The 25,554-nt window shown below is 56.3% G+C and carries 48 protein-coding genes; 29 read left to right on the forward strand and 19 right to left on the reverse strand.

The window, feature by feature from the left end:
• Position 1: 1 nt before the first annotated feature.
• The 13 genes from C7436_RS05065 to C7436_RS05120 are packed head-to-tail and all read right to left on the reverse strand — an operon-like array spanning position 2 to position 3,955.
• Positions 2-673: a hypothetical protein gene (locus tag C7436_RS05065; RefSeq protein ID WP_121206886.1), complete on the reverse strand. Its 672-nt coding sequence runs from the start codon at positions 671-673 to the stop codon at positions 2-4.
• Positions 670-1,011: a hypothetical protein gene (locus tag C7436_RS05070; RefSeq protein WP_147423423.1), complete on the reverse strand. Its 342-nt coding sequence runs from the start codon at positions 1,009-1,011 to the stop codon at positions 670-672. Before C7436_RS05070 ends, C7436_RS05065 begins: the two co-directional genes overlap by 4 nt.
• Complete coding sequence (locus tag C7436_RS05075) at positions 1,008-1,277, reverse strand: hypothetical protein (protein WP_121207044.1); 270 nt, start codon at positions 1,275-1,277, stop codon at positions 1,008-1,010. The genes C7436_RS05070 and C7436_RS05075 overlap by 4 nt, the downstream gene beginning before the upstream one ends.
• Positions 1,274-1,474, reverse strand: coding sequence for a hypothetical protein (locus C7436_RS05080; protein WP_121206888.1), 201 nt, complete (start codon positions 1,472-1,474; stop codon positions 1,274-1,276). Before C7436_RS05080 ends, C7436_RS05075 begins: the two co-directional genes overlap by 4 nt.
• Positions 1,471-1,755 carry a hypothetical protein gene (locus tag C7436_RS05085; RefSeq protein ID WP_121206889.1) on the reverse strand — a complete coding sequence of 95 codons (285 nt, stop codon included), beginning with the start codon at positions 1,753-1,755 and terminating at the stop codon, positions 1,471-1,473. Before C7436_RS05085 ends, C7436_RS05080 begins: the two co-directional genes overlap by 4 nt.
• Positions 1,755-1,967, reverse strand: a complete 213-nt coding sequence (locus C7436_RS05090; RefSeq protein ID WP_121206890.1) for a hypothetical protein — start codon at positions 1,965-1,967, stop codon at positions 1,755-1,757. The genes C7436_RS05085 and C7436_RS05090 overlap by 1 nt, the downstream gene beginning before the upstream one ends.
• A complete protein-coding gene (locus tag C7436_RS18800; protein WP_170155412.1) occupies positions 1,964-2,122 on the reverse strand; it encodes a hypothetical protein in 159 nt (52 codons plus the stop codon). The genes C7436_RS05090 and C7436_RS18800 overlap by 4 nt, the downstream gene beginning before the upstream one ends.
• A complete protein-coding gene (locus tag C7436_RS18855) occupies positions 2,119-2,307 on the reverse strand; it encodes a hypothetical protein (RefSeq protein WP_121206891.1) in 189 nt (62 codons plus the stop codon). The genes C7436_RS18800 and C7436_RS18855 overlap by 4 nt, the downstream gene beginning before the upstream one ends.
• Positions 2,308-2,349: 42 nt before the next feature.
• Positions 2,350-2,877 (reverse strand): hypothetical protein, encoded by a 528-nt coding sequence (locus tag C7436_RS05100; protein ID WP_121206892.1) that lies wholly within the window; start codon positions 2,875-2,877, stop codon positions 2,350-2,352.
• Positions 2,870-3,160, reverse strand: coding sequence for a hypothetical protein (locus tag C7436_RS05105; protein WP_147423424.1), 291 nt, complete (start codon positions 3,158-3,160; stop codon positions 2,870-2,872). Before C7436_RS05105 ends, C7436_RS05100 begins: the two co-directional genes overlap by 8 nt.
• Positions 3,153-3,341: a carbon storage regulator gene (locus tag C7436_RS05110; protein WP_121206894.1), complete on the reverse strand. Its 189-nt coding sequence runs from the start codon at positions 3,339-3,341 to the stop codon at positions 3,153-3,155. The genes C7436_RS05105 and C7436_RS05110 overlap by 8 nt, the downstream gene beginning before the upstream one ends.
• Positions 3,342-3,351: 10 nt before the next feature.
• Positions 3,352-3,555: a hypothetical protein gene (locus C7436_RS05115; RefSeq protein WP_121206895.1), complete on the reverse strand. Its 204-nt coding sequence runs from the start codon at positions 3,553-3,555 to the stop codon at positions 3,352-3,354.
• A gap of 10 nt (positions 3,556-3,565) precedes the next feature.
• A complete protein-coding gene (locus C7436_RS05120; RefSeq protein WP_121206896.1) occupies positions 3,566-3,955 on the reverse strand; it encodes a response regulator transcription factor in 390 nt (129 codons plus the stop codon).
• Between the two features lie 149 nt (positions 3,956-4,104).
• Here C7436_RS05120 and C7436_RS05125 point away from each other — a divergent pair, with 149 nt between their 5' ends.
• Together C7436_RS05125 and C7436_RS05130 are read left to right on the forward strand one after the other, a co-directional pair.
• Entirely contained in the window at positions 4,105-4,839 is a 735-nt protein-coding gene (locus C7436_RS05125) for an HNH endonuclease family protein (RefSeq protein ID WP_228198058.1), read from the forward strand.
• Positions 4,840-4,856: 17 nt separating this feature from the next.
• Positions 4,857-5,558: a type VI secretion system-associated protein TagO gene (locus C7436_RS05130; RefSeq protein WP_121206898.1), complete on the forward strand. Its 702-nt coding sequence runs from the start codon at positions 4,857-4,859 to the stop codon at positions 5,556-5,558.
• A gap of 40 nt (positions 5,559-5,598) precedes the next feature.
• Here C7436_RS05130 and C7436_RS05135 read toward each other — a convergent pair whose 3' ends face one another.
• From C7436_RS05135 to C7436_RS05155, 5 genes are all read right to left on the reverse strand, one after another.
• Positions 5,599-6,075, reverse strand: a complete 477-nt coding sequence (locus tag C7436_RS05135; protein ID WP_121206899.1) for a hypothetical protein — start codon at positions 6,073-6,075, stop codon at positions 5,599-5,601.
• Positions 6,076-6,163: 88 nt separating this feature from the next.
• Positions 6,164-6,619, reverse strand: a complete 456-nt coding sequence (locus C7436_RS05140; protein WP_121206900.1) for a hypothetical protein — start codon at positions 6,617-6,619, stop codon at positions 6,164-6,166.
• Positions 6,609-7,136: a type II toxin-antitoxin system HicB family antitoxin gene (locus tag C7436_RS05145; protein ID WP_121206901.1), complete on the reverse strand. Its 528-nt coding sequence runs from the start codon at positions 7,134-7,136 to the stop codon at positions 6,609-6,611. The genes C7436_RS05140 and C7436_RS05145 overlap by 11 nt, the downstream gene beginning before the upstream one ends.
• Positions 7,133-7,405 carry a type II toxin-antitoxin system HicA family toxin gene (locus C7436_RS05150; RefSeq protein ID WP_158595256.1) on the reverse strand — a complete coding sequence of 91 codons (273 nt, stop codon included), beginning with the start codon at positions 7,403-7,405 and terminating at the stop codon, positions 7,133-7,135. The genes C7436_RS05145 and C7436_RS05150 overlap by 4 nt, the downstream gene beginning before the upstream one ends.
• A 55-nt stretch (positions 7,406-7,460) precedes the next feature.
• Positions 7,461-8,453 (reverse strand): XRE family transcriptional regulator, encoded by a 993-nt coding sequence (locus C7436_RS05155; protein WP_158595257.1) that lies wholly within the window; start codon positions 8,451-8,453, stop codon positions 7,461-7,463.
• A gap of 398 nt (positions 8,454-8,851) precedes the next feature.
• On the opposite strand from C7436_RS05155, the gene C7436_RS05160 reads away from it, so the two are divergent.
• Entirely contained in the window at positions 8,852-9,142 is a 291-nt protein-coding gene (locus C7436_RS05160; RefSeq protein WP_121206904.1) for a hypothetical protein, read from the forward strand.
• A gap of 458 nt (positions 9,143-9,600) precedes the next feature.
• Here the strand turns inward: C7436_RS05160 and C7436_RS18740 are convergent, their stop codons facing one another.
• Positions 9,601-9,765, reverse strand: a complete 165-nt coding sequence (locus C7436_RS18740) for a hypothetical protein (RefSeq protein WP_158595258.1) — start codon at positions 9,763-9,765, stop codon at positions 9,601-9,603.
• Between the two features lie 201 nt (positions 9,766-9,966).
• Between C7436_RS18740 and C7436_RS05165 the strand changes: the two genes are divergently transcribed.
• From C7436_RS05165 to C7436_RS05290, 26 genes are all read left to right on the forward strand, one after another.
• Entirely contained in the window at positions 9,967-10,380 is a 414-nt protein-coding gene (locus tag C7436_RS05165; protein WP_121206905.1) for an endodeoxyribonuclease RusA, read from the forward strand.
• Between the two features lie 163 nt (positions 10,381-10,543).
• A complete protein-coding gene (locus C7436_RS05170) occupies positions 10,544-11,284 on the forward strand; it encodes a Rha family transcriptional regulator (RefSeq protein ID WP_211329851.1) in 741 nt (246 codons plus the stop codon).
• A complete protein-coding gene (locus C7436_RS05175) occupies positions 11,281-12,282 on the forward strand; it encodes a replication protein O (protein ID WP_121206906.1) in 1,002 nt (333 codons plus the stop codon). Before C7436_RS05170 ends, C7436_RS05175 begins: the two co-directional genes overlap by 4 nt.
• A complete protein-coding gene (locus tag C7436_RS05180; RefSeq protein ID WP_121206907.1) occupies positions 12,272-12,946 on the forward strand; it encodes a DUF6475 domain-containing protein in 675 nt (224 codons plus the stop codon). The genes C7436_RS05175 and C7436_RS05180 overlap by 11 nt, the downstream gene beginning before the upstream one ends.
• A gap of 86 nt (positions 12,947-13,032) precedes the next feature.
• A complete protein-coding gene (locus C7436_RS05185) occupies positions 13,033-13,263 on the forward strand; it encodes a hypothetical protein (protein WP_147423425.1) in 231 nt (76 codons plus the stop codon).
• A gap of 1 nt (position 13,264) precedes the next feature.
• Positions 13,265-13,597 (forward strand): nuclease domain-containing protein, encoded by a 333-nt coding sequence (locus C7436_RS05190; protein WP_121206909.1) that lies wholly within the window; start codon positions 13,265-13,267, stop codon positions 13,595-13,597.
• 187 nt (positions 13,598-13,784) lie between these two features.
• On the forward strand, positions 13,785-14,309 hold the full coding sequence (locus C7436_RS05200) for a hypothetical protein (RefSeq protein ID WP_121206911.1): 525 nt from the start codon (positions 13,785-13,787) through the stop codon (positions 14,307-14,309).
• Positions 14,310-14,328: 19 nt separating this feature from the next.
• On the forward strand, positions 14,329-14,697 hold the full coding sequence (locus C7436_RS18675) for a hypothetical protein (protein ID WP_147423426.1): 369 nt from the start codon (positions 14,329-14,331) through the stop codon (positions 14,695-14,697).
• A gap of 26 nt (positions 14,698-14,723) precedes the next feature.
• Positions 14,724-15,107, forward strand: a complete 384-nt coding sequence (locus C7436_RS05210; protein WP_121206913.1) for a type II toxin-antitoxin system RelE family toxin — start codon at positions 14,724-14,726, stop codon at positions 15,105-15,107.
• A gap of 153 nt (positions 15,108-15,260) precedes the next feature.
• On the forward strand, positions 15,261-15,683 hold the full coding sequence (locus C7436_RS05215) for a glycoside hydrolase family protein (protein ID WP_121207046.1): 423 nt from the start codon (positions 15,261-15,263) through the stop codon (positions 15,681-15,683).
• A gap of 1 nt (position 15,684) precedes the next feature.
• Positions 15,685-15,954 (forward strand): hypothetical protein, encoded by a 270-nt coding sequence (locus C7436_RS05220; protein ID WP_121206914.1) that lies wholly within the window; start codon positions 15,685-15,687, stop codon positions 15,952-15,954.
• Positions 15,944-16,165: a hypothetical protein gene (locus tag C7436_RS05225; protein ID WP_121206915.1), complete on the forward strand. Its 222-nt coding sequence runs from the start codon at positions 15,944-15,946 to the stop codon at positions 16,163-16,165. The genes C7436_RS05220 and C7436_RS05225 overlap by 11 nt, the downstream gene beginning before the upstream one ends.
• On the forward strand, positions 16,162-16,539 hold the full coding sequence (locus C7436_RS05230; RefSeq protein ID WP_121206916.1) for a hypothetical protein: 378 nt from the start codon (positions 16,162-16,164) through the stop codon (positions 16,537-16,539). Before C7436_RS05225 ends, C7436_RS05230 begins: the two co-directional genes overlap by 4 nt.
• A 108-nt stretch (positions 16,540-16,647) precedes the next feature.
• Complete coding sequence (locus C7436_RS05235; protein WP_121206917.1) at positions 16,648-17,028, forward strand: HNH endonuclease; 381 nt, start codon at positions 16,648-16,650, stop codon at positions 17,026-17,028.
• A gap of 105 nt (positions 17,029-17,133) precedes the next feature.
• Positions 17,134-17,580: a phage terminase small subunit P27 family gene (locus C7436_RS05240; protein WP_228198059.1), complete on the forward strand. Its 447-nt coding sequence runs from the start codon at positions 17,134-17,136 to the stop codon at positions 17,578-17,580.
• A gap of 3 nt (positions 17,581-17,583) precedes the next feature.
• Positions 17,584-19,302, forward strand: a complete 1,719-nt coding sequence (locus tag C7436_RS05245; protein ID WP_121206919.1) for a terminase large subunit — start codon at positions 17,584-17,586, stop codon at positions 19,300-19,302.
• A complete protein-coding gene (locus C7436_RS18805; protein WP_170155413.1) occupies positions 19,303-19,479 on the forward strand; it encodes a hypothetical protein in 177 nt (58 codons plus the stop codon).
• Positions 19,479-20,714: a phage portal protein gene (locus tag C7436_RS05250; protein WP_228198060.1), complete on the forward strand. Its 1,236-nt coding sequence runs from the start codon at positions 19,479-19,481 to the stop codon at positions 20,712-20,714. Before C7436_RS18805 ends, C7436_RS05250 begins: the two co-directional genes overlap by 1 nt.
• Complete coding sequence (locus C7436_RS05255; RefSeq protein ID WP_121206921.1) at positions 20,711-21,313, forward strand: HK97 family phage prohead protease; 603 nt, start codon at positions 20,711-20,713, stop codon at positions 21,311-21,313. Before C7436_RS05250 ends, C7436_RS05255 begins: the two co-directional genes overlap by 4 nt.
• 32 nt (positions 21,314-21,345) lie before the next feature.
• Complete coding sequence (locus C7436_RS05260; protein WP_121206922.1) at positions 21,346-22,572, forward strand: phage major capsid protein; 1,227 nt, start codon at positions 21,346-21,348, stop codon at positions 22,570-22,572.
• A gap of 66 nt (positions 22,573-22,638) precedes the next feature.
• Positions 22,639-22,986, forward strand: coding sequence for a head-tail connector protein (locus tag C7436_RS05265; protein ID WP_121206923.1), 348 nt, complete (start codon positions 22,639-22,641; stop codon positions 22,984-22,986).
• A gap of 11 nt (positions 22,987-22,997) precedes the next feature.
• A complete protein-coding gene (locus C7436_RS05270; protein WP_121206924.1) occupies positions 22,998-23,249 on the forward strand; it encodes a hypothetical protein in 252 nt (83 codons plus the stop codon).
• 1 nt (position 23,250) lies between these two features.
• Positions 23,251-23,772, forward strand: a complete 522-nt coding sequence (locus C7436_RS05275; protein ID WP_121206925.1) for a head-tail adaptor protein — start codon at positions 23,251-23,253, stop codon at positions 23,770-23,772.
• On the forward strand, positions 23,769-24,326 hold the full coding sequence (locus C7436_RS05280) for an HK97 gp10 family phage protein (RefSeq protein ID WP_121206926.1): 558 nt from the start codon (positions 23,769-23,771) through the stop codon (positions 24,324-24,326). Before C7436_RS05275 ends, C7436_RS05280 begins: the two co-directional genes overlap by 4 nt.
• Positions 24,327-24,328: 2 nt before the next feature.
• A complete protein-coding gene (locus C7436_RS05285) occupies positions 24,329-24,790 on the forward strand; it encodes a hypothetical protein (protein ID WP_121206927.1) in 462 nt (153 codons plus the stop codon).
• A gap of 12 nt (positions 24,791-24,802) precedes the next feature.
• The gene (locus C7436_RS05290) at positions 24,803-25,537 is read left to right on the forward strand and encodes a phage tail tube protein (protein WP_121206928.1); all 735 of its coding nucleotides are present in this window, start codon (positions 24,803-24,805) and stop codon (positions 25,535-25,537) included.
• Positions 25,538-25,554 lie beyond the last annotated feature (17 nt).

The raw sequence follows: 25,554 nt of genomic DNA on the forward strand, positions 1-25,554 counted from the left end.
TTCACCGCTCACCTCCCTTGCTGTGCGGCTGGGTGTAGACAAGCGAATGAGACTCAAACGGAGACGGCGTTGCAGCCATCGGGTAGATTTTCGCCGGGTGACCGGCGTTAAGATTATTCAGCCCACTGGACGGGATAAAGCCCACTGGCTCCGGCTCTGAATGCTCAAGAGTTGCCGAGATCTGATCCGCATCCGAGCCACCCTCAGCGCCTGCGGCGAAGAATTCAGGCTCTTGCAGAACAGCCGCGTCAGCAGTTCGGGCTGCCCGGGCAAGCACCCTGGCCAACTCGTCCGGCCGGAAATCCGCCAGTGGCCGGTTCAACTCCCTGTTAAACAGCCTGCGGAAGTACGCCATATCGAGACCATAACGGTTCTTGCCCTGTTCGTCTGGAACACTGTTGCGCGATTGGGCAGCGAGATATTCCTTAACCAGCTCGACAACCGGGCGCCCGGCTTCTTCTTCCGGGACACCCAAAAGCTCAGTTACTGTCGCAATATCGCTGATGGCACGGGATGAAATCGCGGCATAATCGGTGCCATCTGGAAGCCATGTAGTCCGCCCATGCTCATCCACAGCAGCCAGCTTCTGGCCATTACGCACCAGCACCCCGCAAACATCGCCGCCCAGCTGGCGGACTTTGGATTCTGCGATTGGTTTTAGTTCGATGTTCACCCTTTCATCCTCCGCACAGTCTCTGCCTTCCGAGCCTTTAGCCCTTCGGGTGTAATCATCCAGTAATGATTGCGCTGCAGTTCAATCAGGCCCAGCTCCTGAGCTTTATCCAGAGCCTTGCGCAGCCGATCGGGACGCCATGAGGTCTTTGGCCGCTTGTCGGGATCCTCGAAAACGCTGTGGTATACCTGCAGCAGATCCTGCCAACCCTGAGGCAGATCAATCCCGCGGTAGTTCTCAAACAGGCGTAAGAGTGTGTAAACGTCCTTCGGGAGCAACTTGGCAAACATTTCGGCCTGCTCGTCGCTGCGCTCGCTGATAAACATTGGTCTGGTCACAGCAGTCTCTCCTGTATTGCAGATCGAGGCTCTGGCCGATTGGTCACGTCCACTAGGTGAACGAAAGGCTCTGGCTCGTGGCTATTGCATATTTCCGTGGCGAAGACTTCCTGGCCGTGCAGATCGCACTGGCCGTAACTGGTTCGCCCATGGGTTTCACCCCACCGGTTGGTAAACGGACAATGCTTGTCATCGTCATGCCCTACCGGGCTGTAGTGTTCGCAGCTGATGCAGGCCCTGGGCATTTGGAGCTGAGGTTCAGTCATTTCTTCCACCATGTGCACCGGTCCCAATATCCCGCCCGCTCTCGCAGTTCCGAGATAAAGCGGCCCTCCAGAGCAGTGTCTTTCACGCCGTGTTCGTGAGCGATTGCCACCAGGTCAAGCATGCAGTCGGCCGCCTCATCCATTTTTTTCACTGCCTTTTTCACGGCCCTTTCCTTTTGCTTCTGCGTCATGCTCATGCAGCCTGCTCCTCATAACCCCGGTAACACTCGGCGTCTGCCGGCTTATCAAATGGGCAGTTGCACTCCGGGTAGTTGCAGGCCCGGCTGGCGGGCTTCTTCAGATCTGCGTATACCAGGTCAAGCAAATACTCTGTCTGATCGTCATACCCCTGCCTGCTGGCGGCCTTGGCAATGCTGTGTCGCTCTGAGCTGGTGAGCTCCATGCGGTAGGTCTGCATGTCCAGCTCCTTTTCCCGCTCCCGCTGACGGCGTTTTCGTTCGGCTGGGGTCATGGCCATCACGCATCCCCCAACACGTTCAGCGCCTTTCGGCCCGCCTTCATCAGGGCCTTCCGGTGGCTAATCTTTTGAATACCGTTGGCGTTCATGTAGTGCAGGGTCTCAGCCACGGTTGCCAGAGTGCTCACCGGGCTGGTGGTAGCGCTGAGCATCAATGATGTCTCGCAATCGCTGGCGGAACTTCCGATTACGTATTGGGGGCCTTTGCTCATGATTCTGTCTCCGGTTCTTTCAGGTGCTCCAACCACACATCCCATTCCTCTGGCTGCAACCAGGTGCCATCTGTCAGCACGGCGCACCCACTGGAATGGATGTAGGCCAGCCCTGCCCTCTCAATCAGTTCGATGATTTCTTCTGGCGACTTCATGCCGCTAATGCCTCTCTCGAAATGCTGTATGCAGTCACTCCTTCCCCGAACAGATCTTTGCCGCACGGGACAAGGACGCCTTTCTTAACCAGGGCCCGAAGCGTTAATTGGTTCACCTGGGTGCCATCGACCATGTAGGCCTTACCGCTGGCATCAACATTGATGCTCTGCCCGGTCTCCTGCATGTGCTGTAAAACTTTGATCTGGGGGGGGGGTATAGCCGTTCATCACGCCACCTCGCCCACGTATGCTTCCTGAATGGCTTTGAAGGCCTGCAGGTCTTCCGGCTTCTGGATGGCAAACCGAGCCCCGCGCCATGCAAGGAACACCTCGTCTGCCTCAATCACCAGGCTGCTGCCATTCGGGATCTCATGCTGAAGCCGGCGGGCCATTTCCCAGGAATTGAGTTGGGCAGGAGTTGCGACACTTTCTGCTTTCCGTGACGTGTCACGAATGCCCTGCTCCCAGTCCGACACAACGGTTACCTTTTCGTCGGCTGGATCTTCAGTGGCAGCGGGATCAGGTGCCGCATCTTTCTTGCCCAGGTCACTGGCACCTTCCAGCCGCTCGCGGCCCTTTTGGGTCAACGCCCAGTAACCATTTGAGCGTTTGTGAATCAGCCCAGCACTCCGCATGTTGCCCAGAAAGCCCGATGCAAAAGCTCTGTCCGACCAATCCGGGAAGGCTTCCATCAGTGCCTTAGTTGAGCGCTCGGCTTCTTTGAGCGCGCCGAGTACGTCCAGAACGTCAGCCATGGCTTGAGTCCTCCGTGGATTCACGTTCGATCTGTTGCAGCAGCTCGTTGGAATTCCGAACGGCTGCCTGGTAAGTGTTCAGGGGTGCCGCCGCCATCATGGCCAGCCCGGTCAGGTCTTTGAGCACCTGGTAAAGCTCGTCTGCGTACCGGACCTTGGCGGTTTCAGCCCGCAGCGGGATAACGCACCCACCTGCCCGATCAGCGCAGAAGTCAGCCGGGGTTTTACCGATAAACGCACCGGCCACCCGCCCTTCATGTATCCATGCCCATGCATCAGCCACGGCGCTTACCCTCCCGCTTCTTCAGGTGGACTTCCTCCCGGTCGATGGTCACCGACTTCGGCGCAATGATTCCCATGCGGGCTGTGTTGCCGCTGTTGTGGATCATCACCACCTTGATTTCTGGTCCACCTTCCGGGGTGATCACCAGAGCTTCGCCGTCCTTCCTGGTAACTACCAACATGCCGATCTCCTTATGCCGCGCCCGGGCCCGGCTGATTGATTTGCCGAAGCCGCACAGGCAGACGGACCACGTTCTTTTCCCTGGGCACGACCTTGTAGGTGCGATTGGCGCCCAGGCGAATCTCACAGCCCAGCTCGGTTGCCAACTGGCGGAGTGCAGGATCCAGCTTTGCCAGGGTCAGGTTTTCCGGAAATTCCACAGTTACAGCTGCCATGCTCTGCTCCTTATGCGTAGATGCCGCGAATAGCCGTGCGGCCGATGGTGTTCTGGGTAACGGGAGGACGACCGCCACTGATCGGCGTGGGCCGGCTGCGCATCGCGGGCAGCATGGCGAAGGCTATCAACGCCCAGGCAAGCATTCGGGCCCGGAACAGGCCCTGCATCCAGCCTTGGGAAATCAGGTCTACCCTGCTGTGCGCGTGAAACTGGTCTTTGGCCTCGTCGAGGTGCCAGTTAACGGTGTCTGGTGAGATATCGAGCTCGCGCGCAATCTCTTTGGCGCTCATGCCCCGGGCCGCCAGCATGACGACTTCGGCCCGGCGAGGTGGAAGCAGTGACTCATCCGCCAGCTCAACGATCATTCGGGGGTAATGCGGTTTCTGTCTGCGGCCCATGGTGTTGTCTCCCTGATCAACGTTCACGGGAAAAATATACGTTCACGTATATATTCGAGTCAATACGTATGCGTATATCTTTTTGAAGTTTTCGAGCAGGCGCGAAATAGGCTATGGTTCCGCCCTCACGAAACAGGGAGACCGTCACATTGAAAGCAGTAGTGAATACCCTCCTAGCCCTGGTGCTGATCGTCAACGCCGGCACTGCACAGGCAGAGCTCGTCAAGAAATCGAAATCAGGCATCTGCCACCCACCCGCCAGCTCCCACTACGAACGCACAAAGAACTACCAGGCTTTCGATTCTGTTCACGCCTGCATCCAGTCAGGCGGGCGCCTGCCAAAGAACATGAGCAGCTTTCGGCCGATAGCCAAGGCGGAAGTGTCCGCCAGACCTGCCACCAGCAGTGGTTATGAGAGAAGCAAGTTCGGGCATGGATGGGATGATGCTGATGGAGATTGCCAGAACAGCCGCGCTGAAGCGCTGATCACTGCTTCAACGACGACCGTGAGGTTTGCGGACGAACGCCGCTGCAGAGTGGTTACCGGGCGCTGGATAAGCATGTTTACAGGAAACGTGATACAGAACGCCGGCGATATCGATATCGACCATGTGGTGCCCCTGAAGTGGGCCTGGGATCACGGTGCCAGCTCCTGGACGAAGGAAAAGCGGGAGAAATTCGCAAACGATCCGGTAAACCTGATACCGGTAGAGGCCAGCCTGAACCGAAGCAAGGGCGCCCAGGGCCCAGAAGACTGGTTGCCGCCATCAGGTAAATGCCAGTATGTCAGCAGGTTTGTGAGAATTGTGCGAACCTATAACCTAGAGCCCTCTAAGGAGCAGTTCTACCGATATAAACAGCAGCTGGCATCGTTTTGTAGCTAATATTTGGTTGATAACCCATGAAGATTCTGAGCATCGCTGCGGCATTCGCAACAATAATGGTTTCCCAGGGGGCGCTATCACAAAGTCGCCTGCCAGATGCGCTTCATTGTGTAGGCGTGGAAAACGACATAGCCAGACTTGAGTGCTATGACTCGGCCTACGACAGTTTCAGGGCTGCTGAGACGGCGCAAGACAACTGGCAAATCGTAGCTAAAACCAATCCTCTCGATGACACTGTAACCACGGTATTTATCGTTGAATCATCTGGCGGCACGAGCCCCGTGTTCGGTGAGCACAGGTTGATCATCAGATGCCGCGGAAACGAGCTGAACATATGGATTGATTGGCATCAGTTCCTCTCAACTGAAAGTGCCAGCGATGTAACCTGGAGAGTTGGTAAGCAGAAAGCGCAATCAGGGAAATGGCCACACGGGGCGAGCTCATCATCACTGACGTTCTACCCCCATGATGAGCCGGAACTTGTGACTCAAATGATAGATTCTGATCAATTCGTAGCGCAAACGAAGGCGGCGACCGGGGAAACTCTTACAGCCATTTTCAACGTCAGGGGCTTGGAGCAAGCAGTCACGCCAATCAAAGACGATTGCTTGCAGGAGGAGGCTCTGACACGCCCGGATTACATGAACAAAGAGCTTTTTGAGGCGTTGAAAAGCATCAAACAAAGAGATGAATACCGGTCCAGGTCAGAAGTGGAGTAACCTGGCGGATTAATGAGATTAATACCAACACCAGAAGGCCCTACTTGAAATTCACGTCGATGAGGTGGACATACCCTGTTAGGACCCCATCGGTAAACCTATCGATCGTTCCGGTAAAACGGATGACGTCTCCTTGGGAGAGTATAAGCGCCTGATCGTCAGGAACTTCCTCGAGGTAATAATCGACTAGCGCCCTTCGATCACCGTCACTAAGCTCAACCCTATTACCCCGGTTGCCCTGCTCAACATCGATCACAGTTCCCAGCCAGGTCACTCGTTTGCCGACAAACTGAGATTTCTTGTCAGTCTCTTGGGCGGACGTGAGACCAGAAAGATAGATCTGATCCATCATCTGACCATAGGACAGGTCAATGTGTTCGGCCTGAAAGCCAGGGATCTGAAAGCTTTTGCTGAAAACGCCAGCCAGAGCACCAACAGCCAAGACGATCATGAAGATCATCTTCGGCTTACTGGACTTGAGCTCGTCCCACATTTCGCTGGATGATTCCTTCTTCACAGCCAATGCCGTCCTTGTGGTTTGTTAAAGCGCTCAATGCTGGCGGATTATTGCGGATAAGAAAAAGCCCGCTCTTTGGCGGGCACGATTACTCTGCAACTGGTTTTTGAACCGGCCTCAACTGTAGCGGAATGGTAATGCTATCAATGCCCGCATCGAGAAGAATTTCTCTCAACTTACTGACAATCAGAGGGTCGATAACATTGCTGAAGGTTACCACCTCTTCATGCTCTAACTCATTCAGTCTCTTGCTCGTGATCCCGTGATCCGCGCCCAAGTCAAAGCGGCCCGTTCCTGCAAGTTCAATTTCGATTATCACTTTGTCATCGGAATCAATGTCATCTTGACCCTCGGGAATGATCTTGACGAAAGCTGTCACAGTACAGTACAGAGAATTTGAATCGACTCCAAATCTCAAGTTGGTTTCGATTGACAGGTCTCCACCATTATTGTCTATGCGATCATAACTCGGTATGTCAAACCGAATACGATGAAAACGCATTTCCACCAAGTGGTAGTTGTAAGCACAAACCTCAATGCTCATGTGCACGCCCCTGACCCAGCGAATAATTGCCTTTCAGCCCCTGAAAAATCTCCTCAGACCAGCTTAATCCTGCAGTTCGTGGTTCGTTCGACGTACGAACGCTACTTGCATAGAGGCTCGCTTGATATACGTGCTTCCTAATCTGGTCATTAACGTTTTCAAGAAACTTCTGCTGTGGATCATCTTCAACATATTCAGCGATGGCCCTTGTTACAGCGTCATTGATCGAAATGTCTTGCTCAGCTGCCTTGAACGCAATTCGCTTATGCAAGTCTGCCCCGATTCTAACGTTGAATGACCCTTTGAACGGCTTGTTGGGCTCAACTCCAAGTTCGGAGCAGGTTTCTAAGTAGTCATCGACCGCTGCTTCAAACTCTTCTTGCAGTTCGGCCGGGGAGCAGGCTTCATAGGTGACCAAATCGTTGATATACATTAGCTGGCCATACATGCAATTGGTCTCTGTATCCCAGTCAACAGAACCGATTTGGCCTTTGTAATTTAGTACCTTTGAACTCATTTTAAGAGCCCCCTCTCCTTAAGGGATTTCACAACGGCGTCAATAGCGCCGGGCTTTACATCAGGGCTGGGATGGGGATTATGCAGGCTTATGATCATTCGATCGCCATCCGGAGCCTCTGGTAGAAAATATTTTACGCGCGAGCCACTACCTTGGAGCTCTTCAAAGCCCAATGACTCTAAATATTTCTGTAATTGTCGCCACTTGATATCCTTTGGCGTTGGCTTTCGCTTTAGCTTTTCAGCGAATCTATCCTGTTTGTTGCCCACAATTTTAGGTCCTGATTTCCCGAATGCAACTAGAATTTAGTTGCAAGCTTGTAACTCATCGCAATACTGACCACCAAAAGACTCTTCCGATCACTCGCACATTGGCCGCCATCTCTTCAGCAGTCACTTCTTCAACTGGATGTTCACTCGCATTCTGGCTCACGATCTTGATACCACCACCTGGTCGGCGGTGCAGATACTTCACCCGCAGCATGCCACCGTGGTCGATCGCGTAGATCTCGCCATCCTTAACTGTCTTATCGGCAGTGTTCACGCCAACACAAGTACCATCCGGCATGACCGGTTCCATGGAGTTACCGCGAACAAAGGCACAGGCCGCGGCTTCAGCTGGCACGCCGGCCCGGCTCAATGTGGACTTTGCGAAACGTAATTTGGCGCCGTGATTCTCTATCACCTGAGTGGCGCCACCTCCGGCAGCCAGCTCGACTTCCCTGAACAGAGGCAACTCTACTTCATCCTCATTCAATGGCGTGTTGCTGTCCCAGGCATCCATGTGGCCGAAGAACTCTAGCTCGTCCGCATTTTCCGGTCTCCGCTCTTCGGCGTTACCAGTCTGCTGTGACTTAGAAACATCAAGTTCTGCCCCCGGCTCGGGATAGCCCTCAATTTTAACTCGCGAGAGCAGCCAATCTGGCGCATGTAAGCCGCCGTCGGTTACTTCTTCAAACTCGTCTTCAGTAATGCCGAGCAGTGCCTCAATGCTTTGGCCAGCAGCCAGGCTTTCTCGAATACACTCAAAGAATGTCGCCTCCCATCGATATCGAGCGTCATAACGCTCAAGTTCTTGGCGGGCCTTCTTCGCATCTTTGTCCATCATTGGGCCCTCACCAAGGATCAGCCACAAACTACTGACTCCCATTGCATCGGATAAGGCTTCCAATGTTTCCGTTCGAGGGTTCTGGCTAATGCCTTTCAAGATGCGCGAGATCGTCGGCTGAGGGACTCCGGATGCCTGAGCAAGCTTGTATTGGGTAACACCGCAGTGCGTCATCGCTCGCTGCAGTCGATCTGAGTAGTTTTCTTTCATGCCCAAATCATACGCGCGCGTATAAGGTGCCGGTAGAAACATAAACGCATACCCTGTTGCGCAAACATATACGTTTGCGTATATTCGCAAGCATGACTAACACAACCTGCGAAAAAATCAGAAAGCTCGAAGCCAAAGGCTTATCGATTACCGAGATAAGCAGGCTCTCTGGTGTTCCTCAGCCCACTGTCTGGAGGATTGCCAGAAAGAAGCATGCTCACCCGCTCGAATGCACAGCTCGGAAAATTGATGACCTATACCGCCGAGAGTTTCATTTAGGACAGCCGCCAATCAATTCCGAGGTGGCTTGATGTTCTTTATTGAACCACACCATCGCTGGCGGAATACCCGCCTGACTATGGGTGGTTATTCATACAGGTATTTATGAGGAAGGACCGATGGCAGCAATGACAAGAGACGTGAACACGAAAATGGCAGCGCCGACGCCCGAAGAGAGCCTTTCCGCTGCTGTCATGGTTTCGGTCCTGGGCGTGGGCAACGTTGGAGTGAAAACAAAGTTACAGGTTATGTGGCCCTACTACGAGTTGGACGACGCTCTTGTAGCCAAAGAGGCCGCCCAGCTGCTTATAGATGCCCATACTGCTGCGCTAAAAGCACTGCCTCCTCAGCATCTTGAGCAGATTTGGAAAGATCGAGACGAACGCCTGTTTTCTGTTTGTGCTCCTTAACGACGCAATAGTAGAAGCCGTCGCCAGGCTCGATCACGTCACCAATTTTGACCGGAAATTCTGACTCGTAATGCCTCTCGCAGGCATCGTCCATATCGGACAGATAGTGAAGGCGGTACTTGAACATAGTTTCTCCCTGAAAGAACTGAGGCTCAGGGAAAAGGATACACCAGATAAAGATTGATGAAGGCGCGAGCTGCAGCGCTATCAGAAGCAGCCGGTAACAGTCGCTGGCCAGGCGTAAGCCGAGGTGCCGACATTGCAGGTGGAGATAGGGACCACCGATAGAACGCCAGCAGCGTGGGCCAAAGGACCATCACGACCTCCGCCCCCGGTGACCACGCTGACAGCCCGGAAAGACGGGCCGTATTCGAGAGGATCTTACTCCCATGAGCCGGGTGGCTTGGTCGATCTCCCTGGGCGTGTGAGCCAGGTAGAGCCCCCTCGAATTCAGTAGATCATTTGGCCTCGTCTTTCCCGGGGTTACTCACTACCTCGTAGATGGAGCGGAATGCGTCAGTAATGTACTCGATCTTGTGGTGATTAACGCTACCACTTTTCGAAAGATGAGCGATGAGAATGTCGGCAGCAATACGTTCGAAGGATTCTTTTTTGTCGGACATAGAAGTCTCCATTTCCTTTGGATTGATGAGTGAAAAGAGTAGCAGACAATCCCGAATTGTTAAGGAGTCTCGGAGAATAGAACGCATGTGACGCCGGCGGGCCGGACCGACAAGAGAGATGGGCTCGGTTGTAAGAGCGTCCCGAGTCGCCACAAGAAAACGTGACACGTCACGAAAAATAAACCGGACAACGGAGCAGTCATGCCGGAGAAATTGCAGATCACCTTACCCTGGCCGCCGAAGGCGCTCAGTCCGAATAGCCGCGGCCACTGGTCGAAGAAGGCCAGAGCCGCAGAACTCTATCGGTACACCTGCAAGATGGAATCGTTAGCAGTCATCCGGGAAGGCAAGTGGGACCTGCAGCCTATGCGTGATCTGGTCGCCGCTGGCGGTGAAATTCATATGTTCCTCGACTTCTGCCCGCCGAATCGCCGGCAACGTGACGACGACAATGTGGTTGCCGCGTTCAAGTCTGGCCGTGATGGGCTGGCGGATGCTATGGGAATCGACGATTGCCACTTTCGGACACACCCATTCCTGAAGCGCGACGAGATCGTTAAGCCGTTGGGCGAAGTGCGGGTGGTGATTACGGGGAAAGCGAAAAGTGAGGAATAGCCACTTCCTAATTTTTCCGACGCCGTAAGCAAATCGTTGCTTGGTTTTCTGAGTCTTCGCACATGGGGGTGTCTGTTACTCAGTAGCCAGCATCGGAAAAAACTACCCGGCTTAAACGGTGCTGGTAACACCTGGCCGGGTTAATCGATGAAACGGAGTGATTATGACTGAATTAGCAACTGCCAGCAACGAACAGCAGACCATGAGTAGCAAGGAGATTGCCGAGCTTGTGGAAGCCAGGCACAACGATGTGCTTGTGACGATTCGCCGACTATTTGATAAGGGCCTTTTACGATCATCTCGTAAAACCCATCGGATCCAAACCGGTGGGAGGCCGATAGATGTTTATCAGCTCACCGAGCGCGACACCCATTTAGTCGTTGCTGGATACAGCGATGAGCACCGAGCGCGGGTTATTGATCGGTGGCAGGAACTGGAAGCGAAAGCCGCCCTACCCTCCTGGGCTCAAAACCTTAGCCAGGCCGCCCGGATCGCCCTCGAAGACCTCAGCACCCAGCTGGAGCACTTCAAAGACGAAACCCATCGCCTGAACGCCGTATGCAACGATCTGGCCGCGAATCTGAAGGCTGGGCTCACGCCGGTTGAGTTCTGTCGGATGCTCAACGGCGTCAACCTGAATCGGGTTCAGCCCCTCCTGGTTGAGCGCAAGCGGCTCCTGAAGACCCAGCACGGGTACCGGAGCGCCGCTGCATACCGCGACAAGCTTTTCACCGAACGCCGCTACCTGAACCGAGATGGCCGAACCTGCGAGAAGGTCGTGCTCACCCAGAAGGGCGCCAAGTGGCTCTATTCCCAGTACGAACAGGGCCAGCTCGAAATGCGCAGGGACTGGGATGGCAGATACACACACATGCTTTTCGATAACGAGGAAAAGGCCGCATGAGCATCATCAACTTGATGGCGCGCCCTATCGCCTTCAACCGCGTCTTTGTTGATCTGGGCCTTGGCATGTGCGGTGCCATGATGTTGTCCCAGGCGCTTTACTGGCGCGCCAGAACGAGAGATCCGGAGGGCTGGTTCTACAAGTCCCAGACTGAGTGGCAAGCCGAAACCGGTATGACGAGGCGTGAGCAGGAGACTGCCCGCCGCCGATTGACCAAGGCCGGATTCCTTGAGGAACAGCGCAAGGGTGTTCCTGCCCGACTGTACTTCCGCGTGGACATCCATGCGTTGGAGACTGCGCTGGAAGAGCTTTCATCCAGTTTGGCGGAAAACGCCAATCAAGAATGTATCGAGAATGAAAACAACAGTTTGGCGGATTCCGCCAACCAAGATTGTACGAACGGTGCAACCAGTATGGCGGAAAGCGCCAATCAAGAATGCGCAGAAGCGCCAGACAGTGATGGCGGAAAGCGCCAATCTATTACAGAGATTACTTCAGAGACTACAGCAGAGATTACGGCAGAAGGATTGTCCGGGCCTGATCGGCCGGACGCCTCCGGGCCCACTTCCGATGACAGTGCTACCGAACCAGACCGCCCTGACGCAGCTATCCAGAGCGGCCGGTACTGGGGAACTCAAGACGATCTCAACTTGGCGACGTGGATGTGGGAGCAGCTGGCGGAGCAGCTGGGCCAGGACAAGCCCCGAGAGCCAAACCTTGCGCGCTGGGCGAATACCATCCGGCTGATGCGACAGCAGGATCGCCGGGAGCTGGTGCACATTCGGGCTCTATTCAACTGGTGCCGTCAGCATGGCTTCTGGTCTGCCAATGTTCAGTGCCCCGACAAGCTTCGCGAGAAATGGTCTCAGCTTGCGGCTCAACGCAAGGCGGAGCGCCGAAAATCCCCAGAGCAGGCCGGGCTTGATCGAGCGGCAGAACTTCGACGGATCCACGAACAGCGCGCTGGCAACCAACGGGGGGCAATCTATGAACACTAACGACCTGGAAGCCTTTGGCGATATGTGGGCCCAGGCTCATGAGATCTACGGTAAAAGCCCGGAGCCGAGAGTAGTTTACATGGTGTTTCAGTCCCTGATCGGTTTCTCGCTGGCGGACATTGAGCGCGCCCTGTCCCGACACATTACCAACCCGGACACTGGCCAGTTCCCGCCAAAGCCAGCGGATATCGTTCGACTGCTCCAGGGCAGTAGCCAATCCGCCAGCGGTGAGGCATGGGCAAAGGTCGATCACGCGATCCGCTGCGTGGGCAATTACCGGTCAGTCGTTTTTGACGATCCCAAGATTCACGCGGCCATCGAACGCCTGGGCGGCTGGCTGAAGGTCAGCATGACTGACGACAAGGAATACCCGTTCCTCCGGAACAACTTCCAGAAGCTCTACCAGGGCTTCACGGTACAACCGCCGGAGTCGTTCCCTCGAAAGCTGGTCGGTACATGTGAGCACGAGAACAGCCAGCACAGCGGATTCAGGCGCGGGCGTGCACAAGATGAACCGGTAATGATTGGCAATGCGGAAAAGGCCCGGCAGGTGTACCAGGGCGGCGGCGACCTCGGCATCACTCATATCCACCAGCGAGGTACCCAGGAGTACCTGGAAAGCGCCATCGACAGCGGAGTTAAGAAACTCGGAGGCCTGCATTGAAGGAAGTAACGAAAAAGGCCGGCCCAGCGTTCAATCAGGAGAAGCGACCGCTTAAGCCCTGCCCCCATTGTCATGGAGCGGGATTCGTGCAGTCGATGTTCTATCAGCTGCGATGCGACAACTGCGAGGCGTCCGGTGTTGTGTGCAAAGAGACCGGTGAAAGCCTGGCAATTGATGATCTGGTGATTCAGCTGCGGATCCGTCTGAACGATCGAAGCCAGCAGCTCAGATCCCTGCGCAAGCAGTTGGGAGAGCTCAGAAGCGGAGAAAGCGGCCGGGGTTATGGCGCTGGCGGATCACGGTACCACGGTGACTGACATGCTGAAGAAACCGACACCTATTCGATCAAACCACATTCGAAACGCTGCTCGGGGGCAAGCCTGCACCCTGCAGATCGTTGGCGTGTGTAACGGAGACTGGTCGACAACCGTGCTGGCTCACCTCCCGGATGAAAGCCACGGCATCGCCAGGAAGGCGGACGATCTGAGCGCCTGCTTCGCGTGTGACGCCTGTCATTCAGTCATCGATGGCCGAATGAAGTGGCCACCCATGGAACGGGAGCACAAAGACTGGTACCTGCGCCGGGCACAGATGCGCACCTGGCGGGAATTGTTCGGTATGGGGGTGATCACGATCAAGGGGGCGGCATGACGCCAGAACAGCATAAGGCCGAATGCCTGGAACGCTGGGAGGCGCTTAAAGCTGAAGCCATGACCAAATGGGGATTGTTCCTGCGAAAGCGGATCAGTCGGGGGCAGCTGGAACAATGGCTGAGACAGCAGTCAGAAATGGACGAAAGAACAATACGCGCGATGTTCAACGGGATGCGGAGTAGGTAATGGCAGAACAGAATCGGAGAACAGCAGAGCAGAGACGAGCCCGGGAGGTCGCCCAACGGGAAGTGGACCGGTTCATTGCATACCTGCAGGGATTGGACACCATCGACCAGATCGCGCACCAGGGCCGCAGCATTATGGGCATGTGGGCCGAATTTGAGGGCAAGCCGCCGTCAGGATCTGGATTTAGTGGGTTTTGCGTGCTGGCGGACAAACTGGAGAAGATCCGCATGCGTAACATGCCGGCAGAGTTTGCTAGGGCCTACGAGCGACTCAGAACAATGGCTTCCAAGTCCCCTAAGCGAGTAGATGCGTTGGTAGTAGATCGCTTCTACCGCGGCCGGACCAAGGTAGCGATAGATCCGTTTACAGAGAAAAGGCTCGAAATCCATTGGAATGATGAGGCTTGCGGCCAACTTTTGGATTGCACGGCAAAAGTGTTTCAACGGCGAGTAACAGAAGGCTACAAGCAGCTCGAAAGTCTGCTTGAGGGATCAAAACGTAAAACTTTGACGTCGGTGGCGTAACGAGAATTCCCTTTGGAAGATGATTCTCAAGCGCTTATCAATAGTTCACACAAGTTTTACCAGGGCGCGCCAACCTGCATTGAGTGGCTTAATCAATCCAGAATGCGTTAACACGGTGAATGTAGGTAATACTGCTCTATTTGCAGAAATTGCACATTGCGCATACAATTACCGCCTGAATATACCTATTGAGGTTGATCCCATGAGTGTTGCAGCTATGAGCTTTGTTGCAAACAAAGCTGATACCAAGTTAAAACGCACCACCAAAAAGAAGTCGCCGATCAACCGTGCTCGCATGGAACATGCCTTGAACAGCGGCGAAGCGACACAAATCCCCCACGGCCTCTCACGCGAAGAAATGCGCCAGTTCATCCTTAACGCAAGTTGAGATTGCGTATAACAAGGATGTTCTGAGTGCAGTATACGGTCGACTTTCTTCCCAAATTCAAAAAAGAGTTCGCGAATTTCCCTCCAGAGCACCAAGACAAGGTGCTCGATTTCGTGAAGCAGTTCCAAATGCATGGACTTTCCGATTTCTCACTATACGAGGGGAAAGTAGCCCGAAGCGCCGTCCCCGGCACACCGGAATACTACTATGCGAGCTCGAATGACTTGTGGCATTACCACATCGGTATCCCGGCCTACACCCAGATCCATGGACGATACAAAACCTCGGACATGCTTCTACATTTCCAATGGCGAAACAAAGGTCCACATATCAGCCTCGTAGATATGTATGATCACTACACCAGCACTGGACGATTTTACCTGCCATCTGGTGATTACTTGGTTCGATGATCACTACATATTGACATCAGGGGTCCAGTGGCTACACTATTTGCTAACTGGTCGAAATGACCCCAAACGAAACCGCCCTCCCCTAGGAGCTGGCGGTTTTTTTGTGCCCGACTACTCCAACTTGCCCGCCACTGAGCGGGCTTTTTTATGCCTATGAATCGCGAACTGCTGAGATCACAACTTGAGCGGCATGAAGGCCTGCGCCTGAAGCCCTACCTGGACACAGTAGGCAAGTTGACCGTCGGTTATGGCCGCAACCTGGAAGAGGTAGGCATCAGTCGAGATGAGGCGGACTTCATGCTCGATAACGATATCGACATGATTGAAGCTCAACTGGAGACCGTTGACGAGTATCTGTCGCTGGACCCAGTGCGTCAGACCGTTCTTGCGAACATGGGCTTCAACTTAGGGTTTTATGGCCTTATGAAGTTCAAAAGGATGTGGGCAGCAATCAGCCGGCAGGATTGGGAAAACGGTTCATGGGAAATGCGCAATTCCAAATGGGCCCGCCAGGTCGGCTATCGCGCAAGTGAACTCGCCAAGATCATGGAGACTGGCGAGGTAGCCGGTGAGTGATATGGCCGACCGCAGGCAATGGCACCTGGATAAGAGCGTCAGTGTTGCCCACATCATCACGACTGTTGCGCTAGTTGTGTCGGCGCTGTGGTTCCTTGCCGGGCAAGACCGGAGAATCAGCAACCTCGAATTGAACTATGCGCACCTGAAGGCGGCCCGAGTTGAAGATCAGGAGCGGGCTGAACGCAAGTTCGACGAGCTCAAGACTGACCTGCGTATGATTAATGCCAAGCTTGACCGACTGATCGAGGGAAGCGGTGGTGGCCGCTGATCACCCGAACCCCAATCAGTGGTGGTATCACCGCCGCCTGATGGCCTATTTCAGTTTGGCCTGTCTGGCCGCCTTGCTGCTCGGCATGTTTGGGAACCGTATACCAGAGCCGATGTTGCCGCTGGCTCAAACCCTGGCTTGGGTGTTCAGCGTCAACCTTCTGTACTACTACGGTGGCAATGCCGTCGAGTACCTCAAGGATCGCAAATGACTTTCAAAGTAAAGCTTTTGATTGTTGGCGCGGTTCTCGGAGCTGTTGCTCTGGGTAGCTGGACCGCTCGCGGTTGGTTTGAGGACAGCAAAGACCTCGCTGCCGTTGAAGCCCAACGCGCTCTGGCTGCTGAGATTCGCGAGGGCCAGGCTGCCATCTCCAAGCAGGTAGAGGAGCGCCTCAGCCAGCTGCGCGCCAATGAGCGCATCATTGATCGTGGAGTTATCCGTGAGATCCAGAAGCCGATTTATCAGCGCGTGTGTTTTGAGCCTGAGCTTGTCGAGCTGCTCAATGCTGCGCAGCGAGGCGATGCTGGGGCCGGATCAGCAGAACCTGCTGGTGAAGTGCCCCGCCCAGCTTCCAGAGTTCAGTAATGGTCAGGCAGACACCGCCGCCAGCGTGATAACAGCCACGGCCAGCATCTACCACGACTGCGCCACCAGGCAGCGTGGCTTGGTCGATGCAGTGATTGAGAGCCAGTAGTGCCTCGCAGACCACTGAAGCCATGCGCAGCAGCAGGTTGCCATGAGCTGCTGCGAGGGCAGCGCTATTGCGACAAACACCAGCCCGCCCCCAGGCAGTACAACCGAGCCAAGGAAAGGGAGCGTGGCAGCAGCACCCAACGAGGTTATGGCTACAAATGGCGCCAAGCCCGGCGCGATTGGTTGATGGCCAACCCCCTGTGTGCTGAGTGCAACAGGCAAGGCCGAATCACAGCGGCAACAGATGTTGATCACATCATCCCCCACAGAGGCGACCTGAAACTCTTCTGGAGCCGCTCCAACTGGCAGTCACTCTGCCACCCATGCCACTCACGAAAGACCGCGAGAGAGGACGGAGGGTTCGGCAACGATCGAGGCTGAGGGCCCCGGGGGTGGTCAAATCTCTACAGGTCACAAGACCTCGACCGCGTGCCCTAGCCAGATTTTTATGCGTGAGAAATAACGAAACTTTTTTGGGAGGCCCTGGTGAACAACAACGCCCCGGTTCGCGCCTCCGGCGGAGGGCGGAAAAGGAAGTCGCTCGGCACACAGAAAAGCTCGATCACTCGGATTAACCCGCCAGAGGAATTGATGGGCGAGGCGGCCCGCCGGATCTGGAAACAACAATCGAAAGTTCTGATTGATCGCGGCACCTTCGAGGTCGAAGACGCCCCACTCCTGCAAGCCTACTGCAACGCCTGGCAGTTGATGCTCGATGCTGAAACCAGAATCGCCAAGGAAGGATTAACGCTGCCCACCGCTGACGGCAGCGAGAAGATGCACCCAGTCATCAACGTGCGAGACAAATCAGTGCAGCAACTTTCGAGGCTCGGCTCTTTGCTCGGCCTGGATCCGCTCACCCGCCATCGGATGCTCGGTGGCGGAGCGAACGACGATGGCAAAAACGAGGGCAACGAATTCGACGAGTTCTAACCTATGAGCGCCTACCCGAATGTGAACGCGGCGCAGAAGTACGCCCGCGACGTGGTAGGGGGCCGGATCGTCGCCTGCAACTACGTGAAGGCAGCTTGTGCCCGACACCTCAACGATCTGAAAGCCGCGAAGGCGAAGAGCTACCCCTACCGGTTCGACCGGGATCTGGCGGAGCGGGCGTGTCGATTCGTCCAGCTGCTGCCCCACACCAAAGGTGAGTGGGCCCGCGGCAATCAGAGAATCGTTCTCGAGCCTTGGCAGCTGTTCAGCTTTGCAATGGTGTTCGGGTGGGTTCGCAAGAAAGACAAGCTCCGGCGGTTCAGGGAAGTCTACGAGGAAGTTCCCAGGAAGAACGGCAAATCGATCAAGGTAGCCGGTGCGGGGCTGTACGCCTTCTGCGCAGATAACGAATACGGCGCCGAGGTTTACTGCGGTGCCACCAGCGAGAAACAGGCATGGGAGGTTTTCCGCCCTGCCCTCAAAATGGCCCGCCGGCTCCCAAACCTGCGCAAGCGATTTGGCATCGTTCCCTGGGCTAAAAAACTGGAACGGGCTGACGGTTCTGTATTTGAGCCGGTGATAGGCGATCCCGGCGACGGCTCCAGTCCGTCAATGGCCATCGTGGATGAATACCACGAACATCCGGACTCCCGCCTTTACGACACGATGATCACCGGCATGGGCGCACGATCCCAGCCGCTGATGTGGGTGATCACAACCGCCGGCTTCGATATCGCGGGCCCGTGCTACGAAATGCGGGAACGCGCCATCGAGATGCTGGAAGGAACCAGCCAGGACGATGAGCTGTTCGCGATCATTTACACGATCGACCCCGGCGACGACTGGACGACCGACGAGGCGATTCTCAAGGCCAACCCGAACGCCGGGGTTTCAGTAAAGCTCGACTACCTCCGCAGCCAGCGGGACAAGGCAGTGGCGCGGGCAAGGCTGGCCAACAAGTACAAAACCAAGCACCTCAATGTGTGGGTTTCCTCGAAAGAGGCATTCTTCAACATGGAGGATTGGAAGCGCTGCGAAGACCGGTCTCTAACGATCGACCAGTTCCGCGGCGAAGAGTGCATCCTCGCGTTCGACCTGGCCCGCAAGCTGGACATGAACTCCATGGCCCGGGTGTTCCGAAAAGTGATCGACGGCAAAACGCATTACTACAGCGTGGGGCCTCGATTCTGGGTGCCAGAAGATACCGCCTTCGATAACGAGGACCGCCGGATCAGCGAGCGGTTCCAGGGCTGGATTGAGTCGAAGCACCTGGACGCGACGGACGGCAGCGAGGTGGATTATCGGGAAATTCTGGAGTGTGCCAAGGAAGCGAGCCTTGAGACGCCAGCACTGGAATGCCCAATCGACCCACACGGCGCCACCAACCTTTCGCACCAGCTGGACGACGAAGGCCTGAACCCGGTCACCATAGTTCAGAACTACACCAACATGTCGGACCCCATGAAGGAACTGGAAGCGGCGATCGTCTCTGGCCGGTTCCACCATGATGGCCACCCGATCATGACCTGGTGTGTTGGCAACGTGGTTGGCAAGTATCTGCCCGGCAACGACGACGTGGTTCGTCCTATCAAGCAGGGCGATCACAACAAGATTGACGGCGCGGTGGCGCTAATCATGGCCATTGGCCGCGCACTGGCTCACGCCCAAGTAGGCGAGAGCGTGCTCGACACCCTCTCCGACGACGACATTCTGGTGATGTGAATGCGCACTTACCTGATCGACACCCTGGGCCTGACCGGCTTCGGGGCGATGACTTATGGCCTGTATCTCCGTTTCGGCCTCGCGGACGCCCTTATCGCTGCCGGCGGCATGATGCTGGTCATGGCTTTGGCAGCCGCCCGGGCGTCCAAACGCAACGCTGGCGGAGGTAAGAAATAATGCTCGAGTCTCTTTTCGCCTCCGAGGCCCGTTCGATCGAGAACCCGGACACCCCGCTGACCGGCCAGAACCTTGATGAGTATCTGCAGGGCGACAGCGGCATCACCGTGGACAACCACTCAGCCTTAACGCTTTCAGCTGTGTACTCCTGCATCTACGTGCTGTCGTCATCCATTGGCCAGCTGCCGCTCCACGTTATGCGCAAGCAGGGCAACAACATCGAGGCCGCCAAGGACCACCCGGCTTATTGGCTTCTGCACGACGAGCCCAACACCTGGCAGACCAGTTACAAGTGGCGAGAAACAAAACAGGCGCACGTCCTTGGTTGGGGCAACGGCTACACACAAGCCATTCGCAGCCCTCGCGGCGAGCTCCGGGAATTGGTAACGCGGCGCCCCTGGGAGACCCAGCTGGTCAAGAACGGTAACCGCTGGCTATTCGCTGTAAACGAGGAAGACGAAGGCAGCCGAGCGGTGGCGCTGGAAGACATGATCCACGTTCGAGCTCTGGGCTCCGATGGCCGCACCGGGAAGAGCCTGATTCGCCAGCACGCCGAAACCATCGGCCTGGGGCTGGCGGCTCAGCGGTATGGCAAGGATTTCTTCACTGGTGGAGGCAGGCCGACAGGGCTGGTGACCGTAAAAAATGCCCTGCAAAAAGACAGCTGGACGCGCCTGAAAGAGGCATGGCAGGGCGCTGTCTCCCGCCTGAAAGCCAGTGAAAACAAAACCCTATTACTCCCGGCGGATCTCGATTACAAGTCGATCACCATCCCGCCAGAAGACGCGCAGTTCCTGGAAACCCGGAAGCTGAATCGCTCCGAAGTGGCCGGCATCTTTAACGTCCCGGCCCACATGATCAATGACCTGGACAAGGCCACCTTCTCCAATATCAGCGAACAAGCCATCCAGTTCGTCCGGCATACCATGATGCCGTGGATCGTGAACTGGGAGCAGGAAATTAACCGGCGGGTTTTCACCCGAGCAGAACGGGCCGCTGGCTATTACGCCAAGTTCAATCTGGCAGGCCTGCTCCGCGGTACCGCCAAGGAGCGCGCCGAGTTCTACCACTACGCCATCACCGATGGCTGGATGGACCGCAACGAAGCCCGAGTGCTGGAAGACATGAACCCGCGTGACGGCCTCGACCAGATGCTGGTCAGCGTCAACGCCCAACCCCTGAGCAATCTGAACAACTCCAACACCCCCAACGATGACGAGGAACCCACCTCATGAGCGAAGTCGAGAAGCGCGCCCTTCCGTGTGAGGTGCGTGCCGAAGAAACCGAGGAAGGACAACCCGCCCGCATCGTCGGGCACGGTGCCGTCTTCAACAAGCGCAGCGACATGATTCTCGGCATGTTCAAAGAGGAGATCGCCCCGGGCGCCTTCGATGATGTGCTCGGTGACGACGTGCGCGCTCTGTTCAACCACGACCCCAACTTCGTGCTGGGCCGAACCCTCAGCGGAACTCTTGAGCTGTCCGTGGATTCAGAGGGCCTTCGCTACGACATCAACCCGCCAGATACCCAGTCTGTTCGCGATCTGGTTCTGGCACCGCTGGCCCGGGGTGATATCACCGGTTCCAGCTTCGCGTTCCGAGTTGCCCCCGATGGCGATGAATGGCGCGAAGAAGACGACGGCCTGATTGTGCGGACCATTCGCCGCTTCAGCCGGTTGCTCGACGTTTCGCCGGTGACTTACCCGGCGTACCCGGATGCGGGCGCTGCCAAGCGCTCCCTCGAAGCTCGCTGTGCCGAGATTCAAAACCTCGCTCAGCGAGCAATCAATCAGCGCCGCGCCCGCGAGCGCTTCCTTGAACTCATCCACGCCTGAACCTCAAACAGCGCCCCGGAGGGCTGAACAACATGAAACTTCATGAATTGAAGCAAGCTTACAACGAAGTCGCCCGCAACATGCGCAACCTGCATGACAACATCGGCGATAACACCTGGACTGACGAACAGCGCAGCCAGTGGACCGAAATGAAGAAGAAGCTGGACGGCTTCGACGAGCAGATCAAGCGCGAAGAGGCCCTTCGTGATGCAGATCAGCGCTTCGTGGAGGAGCACGAAGAAGAGCATCGCAACAACCAGGAAAGCGAAGAACGCGGCGGAGAGTCTGCTGACGAACAGCGTGCCGCTGCCTTTGATGCTTTCCTGCGTCAGGGCATGAGCGAAATGACCACCGAGCAGCGCCAGATCCTTCGCGAGATGCGCGCTCAGGCAACCAGCCCCGGTGAGAAAGGTGGCTATACCGTACCGACCCAGATGCTGAACATGATCTACGAATCCATGAAGGATTATGGCGGCCTTGCCGGTGTGGCCCAGATCATGACCACCGACAGCGGGAACCCGATTGAATGGCCAACCAGCAATGGTACTGCCGAAGAGGGCGTGCTGCTGGGCGAGAATCAGGAAGCTGCCGAAGAGGATGTCGAATTCGGCATGGAGACTTTGGGCGCTGTGAAGCTCACATCCAAAGTGATCCGCGTGTCCAATGAGCTGTTGAACGACTCCGGCGTGAACATCGAGGCGTTCCTGGCAAATCGCATCGGTCAGCGCATTGGTCGCGGCGAAGCCAAGTATCTGGTTCAGGGTACCGGTGCCGGAACTCCGAAACAGCCCAACGGCCTGCAGTCCGCCGTTACTGGTGTCACAAATGTGGCTGCCAATAACGAGTTCACCTGGCAGGAGATCAACGCCCTCATCCACTCCATCGATCCGGCATACCGCCGCGCCGCTGGCTTCCGCATCGGCTTCAACGACAACACCCTGAAGCTGTTGACGGAAATGGAAGACAACCAGGGCCGTCCGCTTTGGCTGCCTGCCGTTGCCGGCGCCGCGCCAGCCACCATCCTGAACCGGGAATACTTCGTCGACCAGGGCATTGACGATATCGCCGACAACGCCAAGTTCATGTACGCGGGTGATTTCAAGCAATTCATCATCCGCCGCGTGCGCTACATGGTGTTGAAGCGTCTGGTTGAGCGTTACGCCGAATTCGATCAGACCGGCTTCCTGGCATTCCACCGCTTTGACTGCGTTCTGCAAGACACCGCCGCAATCAAGGCGCTGGCCGGCCCGGTCGTTTAATCGGCTGGCGGTTCCGAACCGGCTGGTCCCGCTACGTTGGGGCCAGCCTTCACTTGAGACTGTCACATGCTCGAACTGGACATCATCAAGCCGCACCTTCGGTTGGAGCTGGACGACTCCGAAGAAGACGCGCTGCTAGAAACCTACGCAACGGCTGCACAGCGCTACGTCGAGAATCACATCGGCCGGAACCTGTATGCCACCGCGGGCGAGATCCCCAAGGATCCGGAAACCGGAGAACCAACAGACGACCACGCCCTGGTGCTTGATGACGACATCACGGCAGCAATGCTGTTGCTGATCGGCCACTGGTACGTGAACCGGGAAAGCGTCGTGGTTGGATCAATCACCGCCGAGGTGCCGATGGCGGTAGACGCGCTGATCTGCCCTTACCGTCACTTCTACTTCGCTTAGAGGAATCGAACATGACTCGCAAAAACCAGAAGACCGAACCAGCTCCAACTGAGGAAGCCGTCAAAACGGAAAGGTCTGAATCAGCCGAGCAACAGGCGCCGCGTGCTGCTGGAAAGACCGGAGCAAAAACCAGCGCCGGTTACATCGAAGCAAAGCTGAAAGCCCGCCACTGCAGCGGTGGGCGCTGCAAAGAAAAGGGCGACACCATGCGCATGACCCGCGGGGAATACGAGCGCCTGAAGAAATACGACCGGGTAGAGTGATATGCGAGCGGGCCACCTGAGAACACGCTTGAGCATTCTGGATGCTGGGGTAGAAGTCGGCAAAGTCTGGGCCGACGTTCGCCCTCCCACTGAATCAGGTGAGGCCAAGGGGCTCCGCGAATCGGGTTCAACCAAGGTCATTATCCGGCCGCGCCCGGGCATCCGCCCCGGGCTATTTCTTTCGGGTAAGGGGTACGTGCTGGTGGTCGAAGCGGCCGGCGATCACCTTGCCCGCGGTCGTGACCTGCATATCACCTGCACCCGCCTGCTTGGCACTCCAGGCACCTACACCCAGAAGGACGGCACAGAAATTAATGTGCTGGCCCACGTTGCTGTGAACACCCCATACATCGGCATGAATGGCCAGCTGATGGACTTCCGGTATCGGATAGAAGTGCCGAGTTATCAAGTGCCGGCCAACTGGCAGCCCGGTGACAAGATCACAGTGTCCGGCCGCGAGTATGTGCTGACCGGGCTGGCGGAAGATTCGGGCCACGGACAAGTTACGGCGTACACGGCATGAGTTACACCCTGCAAACCCAAGGCGCCGACCGACTGGCTGAACTATTGGGCGCCCTGCCGGATGAAACCGAGCGGGCTCAACGTAACGCCCTGAACGCCGCCGCCACCGAGTTCAAACGGAGCTTTGTGGATGAGATCAGCGCCGGCACCAGCCTGAAGAAAAAGCTGGTTCGCCAGGGCATCCGCGTGAGCCGTGCCAAGCGTGCCACCAGCGAGGCCCGGATTATCCCGGACAGCCAGGGCCTACCCATTACCGAATACACCTGGCGTCCAGAGCCTGCCGGACACCCTACGCGGGCTCGGGTTCTGATCCGATGGTTTGGCGGCTGGAAGGTGGCAGCCGGCTTTATCAACCCGGAGTCCGACCGCCCCATTCCCCTGAAAACGATCACCAGTCGCGGCCGATCACGCCGGCCAATGTTGGCCCACGGCGTAAGCATCGCAGCCGCGTTCAAGTACGTCAGAGACGACGATCGAAAGATGGAGACCTACGCGGCCCGGCTCGCCGAAATCTTTGAAGAGAAGCTTGAAGACCAAATCAACCAGAGAGCGTGACCATGGCAGACCCCAAATCCCTGAGAGTGGTGAAGGCCGTTCAAGGGGCGCTCGAGCAAATCCAGAGGCCCGACTACAACACCGACGCCGGTACCCGAATAAGCCGAGGCCGCCGCCGGATCAGCACCAACGAAACCTTCCCCTTGATCATTATCCACGAAGGTGAAGAGGAAGTGGTTAAGCGGGCGGGGGTGCACCAGGTTCAAAACCGCCTGAACATCACCGTGGAGGGCTGGGTGCAGGCTGACCCGATCAACCCGCTCGATGATGCCCACCTGCTACTGGCTGACATTCAGAAATCCCTGTTTCCGGCCCTGGAAAGCCGAACTAATCCGGGGCTGCTTGTGCAAGTGCAATACCTGGGGCGAGTCATCGACCCGCCCGAAGACGGTTCCCGTTCCTGTTCTGTCTCTGTCCTGCTCGCCATTGACTGGACAGAACATCTCACCGACCCCACGAAATAAGAGGATCGACCCATGGCTGAGCAAATCAACGAGGCGTATATCGGCTCCGGTATCGTCTACATCAACGGCCGCGATGTCGGCAACTGCTCCAACGTGAACTTTGCGATCGAGCAGGAAACCCAAACCCAGCGGAACTATCGGGGCGGCGGCGGCAACTTTGCCTCTGTGACCACCGTAAGTGCCGTGAATCTGTCTATGGAACTGGCCAACTTCAGTAACGCCAACCTGGCGCTGGCGCTTCGCGGTGTCGTTGAAAGCGTAGCGGCGGGTCAGGTTGCCGATGAGTCGGTTGTGGCGGTTGCTGGCGGTTTGGCTGAGACATCCAAGATGATCGACCTTTCCGATACTGCCAACACCGTAACCGTGAAGGATGAGACAGACCAGACCACTTACGTTGCAGGTACCGACTACGAGGTTACCGCTGCCGGCCTGAAGATCCTGTCTGGCGGCAATATCACTGACGGCGAAACGTTGAAAGTGAGCTACGACAACCAGGGCACCAACGTTCTGCAGGCTCTGATCGACTCCGGTCAGGAAGTGCGCGTGGTGCTGGATGGTATCAACGACGCGACCGGAAAGCCGGTTACCGTCAAGGTACACCGCTGGAAGCCGTCGCCAACCTCTGGCCTTGGTCTGATCTCCGACAGCTTCGCAACCTTCACCATTGAAGGTGAAGTGCTGGCGGATGAAACCATCCAGGCTGCTGGCAAATCCAAGTTCTTCACCCGCGCCGCAGCTGCAGCGTAAAAGCCTGACCAACCGGT

The sequence above is a fragment of the Marinobacter nauticus genome, assembly GCF_003634635.1.
Classification (GTDB): Bacteria; Pseudomonadota; Gammaproteobacteria; order Pseudomonadales; family Oleiphilaceae; genus Marinobacter; species Marinobacter nauticus.